Source organism: Kitasatospora sp. NPDC048545 (assembly GCF_040651155.1).
Lineage (GTDB): Bacteria > Actinomycetota > Actinomycetes > Streptomycetales > Streptomycetaceae > Kitasatospora.
Window position 1 is genome coordinate 1 of record NZ_JBEZIQ010000143.1, and the last position, 3,498, is coordinate 3,498.

Below are 3,498 nucleotides of genomic sequence, written 5' to 3' on the forward strand. Positions count from 1 at the left end.
GCCTCGACCTCGCCGAGTTCGATGCGGAAGCCGCGGATCTTCACCTGCTCGTCGGCGCGGCCCAGGAACTCCAGCTCCCCGGACGCGGTCCAGCGGACGACGTCGCCGGTGCGGTACATGCGTTCGCCGGGTTCGCCGTACGGGCAGGCGACGAAACGCTCCGCGGTCAGGCCGTGGCGGCCCAGGTAGCCGCGAGCCAACTGGGCCCCCGCGATGTACAGTTCACCGGCGACGCCGGGCGGCACCGGGCGCAGGGTGTCGTCCAGGACGTACGCCCGGGTGTTCCACATCGGTCGGCCCATCGGCACCACGGCGGCGTCGCCGACCGCTCGCGGGTCCACCGGGAAGTCGGTGCAGCCCACGGTCGCCTCGGTCGGCCCGTAGTGGTTGACGATCGCCACCCCGGGATGGCGCGCGGACCAGGCGCGGATCGCCTCGGCGCGCACCGCCTCGCCGCCCACCATCAGCTGCCCGATCGGGGCGCATTCCTCGGGCAGCGCGTCCATGAAGGCCAGGTGGCTCGGGGTGCCCTTGAGGAAGGTCAGCCGCTCGCCGGCCAGCAGGGCCGGCAGCCGCTCGTCCAGGGCGGCGACCACGACGCGGCCGCCGCAGGTCAGCGCGCCGTAGAGGCCCGTGACGCCCGCGTCGAAGGAGATGGAGGCGTGCAGCAGGGTGCTGCCGCTGAGCGTCGGGTAGGCCCGGTGGCAGCGGACCACGTAGTTCACCAGCGCCCGGTGCTCGATCAGCACGCCCTTGGGGCGCCCGGTGGAGCCGGAGGTGTAGATGACGTACGCCGGGTGTGCGGGCAGCAGCTCGGGGCACGGCAGGGCGGAGCCGTCGTACGCGTCCAGGTCGGTCTCGTCCAGCAGGATCCGCGGCAGCGGACCCCGGTCACCGGTGGAACCGGGCAGGCCGGCGGCGAGCTCTCCCGTGGTCACCACGGCGACCGGTCCGGCGTCGTCGAGCATGTAGGCGATCCGGTCGGCCGGGTACTCCGGGTCGACGGGCACGTAGGCGGCACCGGACTTCAGTACCGCGAGCAGCGCGACCACCAGGTCGGCCGAGCGCCCGAGACAGACCGCGACCAGCGACTCCGGGCCGACGCCGCGCTCCCGCAGCAGCCGGGCCAGGCGGTTGGCGCGGGCGTCCAGCTCCGCATAGGAGAGCCGCTGACCCTCGGCGACCACCGCCACTGCATCGGGGGTGCGGGCGACCTGGGCGGCGAACAGCGCGGGCAGGTGGGTCGGCGCCACCTCGACAGCGGTGTCGTTCCACTGCTCCAGGATCCGGGCCCGCTCGGCGTCGTCGAGCACCCGCACCGCGCTGACCCGCGTCGCCGGCTCCTCGGCGAGCGCCGTCAGCACCCGCACCAGGCGCCGGGTGACCGCTTCGACGGTCGACCGGTCGAAGAGGTCTGCGGCGTACGTGGCCCGCACGGACAGCCCGGCCGGGCCGCCCGCCGGGTCGAGGTCCTCGCCGACCTCGAAGGAGAGGTCGAAGCGGGCCGAGGCCGACTGGGTGGCCATCGGACGCACGGTGACGCCGGGCAGGTCGAGGACCGCCTGCGCGTTGTTCTGCAGGCTGAGCATGACCTGGAAGAGCGGGTGGCGGGCCAGTGAACGCACGGGCGCCAGGTCCTCGACCAGGCGCTCGAAGGGCACGTCCTGGTGCTCGAAGGCGCTCAGTCCGGTCTCGCGGACCCGGTCGAGCACCTCGGCGAGCGAAGGGTCGCCGGTCAGGTCGGTGCGCATCACCAGGGTGTTGACGAAGAAGCCGACCAGGTCGTTCAGGTCCTCGTCGGTGCGGCCCGCGATCGGCGTGCCGATCGGGATGTCCGGCCCGCCGCCGAGCCGGGAGAGCAGGACGGCGAGCGCCGCATGCAGCACCATGTACATCGTCACCTGCCGCTGCTTCGCCAACTCGGCCAGCTTGCAGTGCAGTTCGGCCGGTACCAGCAGCTCCACCGCCTCGCCCCGGTTGGACGCGGTGGCCGGGCGCGGCCGGTCGTACGGCAGCGCCAACTCCTCCGGGACACCGGACAACGCCGTGCGCCAGTAGTCGAGTTGCTCGGACAGCAGGCTCTCCGGGTCCTGGTCGTCGCCGAGCAGCTCGCGCTGCCAGAAGGTGTAGTCGGCGTACTGGACCGGCAGCGGCTCCCAGTCGGGCGCCCGGTCGGCCAGCCGCGCCGTGTACGCGGTGGCGATGTCGCGGGCCAGCGGTTCGAGGGACCAGCCGTCGCCGGCGATGTGGTGGACCACCACCGCCAGCACGTGCTCCTCCGGGGCGACCGCGAACAGGGTCGCCCGGATCGGGATCTCCTCGTGCAGGTCGAACGGGTGGCCCAGTACCCGGGCCACCTCGCCGGCCAGCTCCGCCTCCCCGGCGGCCTCGGCCGTCACCAACGCGAAGCCGGCCCGCTCGACCGGCAGGACCCGCTGGCGCGGCTCGCCGTCCACGGCCGGGAAGACGGTGCGCAACACCTCGTGCCGGTCGACCACATCGCGCAGCGCGGCCTCCAGCGCCGCCGGGGACAGCACCCCGGTCAACCGGAGCACCACCGGGATGTTGTACGTCGCGCTCGGGCCGGTCAACTCGCCCATGAACCAAAGGCGGCGCTGCGCGTACGACAACGGAATCATCTGGAGTCCCCTAGCTGTGAGACGGGCCGACCGCGGGGGCCGGGTCGTGCGATGGATCAGGTCTGGTGTGGTGCTGTGCGGCCTTGCGGCTTCGAGGTCGTGCCGTGGTGCTGCTTTGCGGGTGCGGGTGCGGGTGCGGGTCGACGGCGGTCGGCCGGGGTGGGCCGGGTGAGCCGTCCGTTCGGGACGGATCACCCGGCCGCAGGCCCGCGCGTCAGCCGGCCTCCGTCGGTCGCTTCACCGACCGCAGGCTCGGCCGGGCCCGCTTGGCGGGCTTCAGCCGTTCGGCGAGGGCGGCGGGGGTGGGGGCTTCGAAGAGGGTGCGGAGCGGGAGTTCGGTGCCGAGGGCGGATCGGATGCGGCTGGCGAGGCGGGTGGCGAGGAGGGAGTGTCCGCCGAGGTCGAAGAAGCTGTCGTCGGGGCCGACGGTGTCGAGGCCCAGGACCTCGGCGAAGGCGGCGCAGATCGTCGCCTCGCGTTCGTTGGCCGGCTCGCGGGTGACAGCGGACCTGCGGGCCTGGTCGGGCGCGGGTAGGGCGCGGCGGTCCAACTTGCCGTTGACGGTGAGCGGGAACGCGTCGAGGGTGAGGACGGCCGCCGGAACCATGTGGTCGGGAAGCTTTCCGCGCAGGAACTCTCGTACCGAGGAGCCGAGTTCGTCGGTGTTGTGGGTGGGGATGGCGTAGGCGATGAGGCGTTGGTCGCCGGGGGTGTCTTCGCGGACGAGGACGGTGGCTTGGGTGATGTGGGGGTGGGTGGTGAGTGTTGCTTCGATGTCGCCGAGTTCGATGCGGAAGCCGCGGAGTTTGATCTGTTCGTCGGCGCGGCCGACGAATTGGAGTTCGCCGGTGGTGGTCCA

At 72.9% G+C, this 3,498-nt stretch carries 2 protein-coding genes; both read right to left on the bottom strand.

The features are described from left to right. The coding region (locus AB0D10_RS45975; RefSeq protein ID WP_360268987.1) for an amino acid adenylation domain-containing protein at positions 1 to 2,639 on the bottom strand (2,639 nt) is incomplete at its 3' end. A gap of 214 nt (positions 2,640 to 2,853) precedes the next feature. Beyond that, positions 2,854 to 3,498 (bottom strand): phosphopantetheine-binding protein (locus AB0D10_RS45980; RefSeq protein WP_360268990.1); only part of this gene is annotated, 645 nt, incomplete at its 5' end.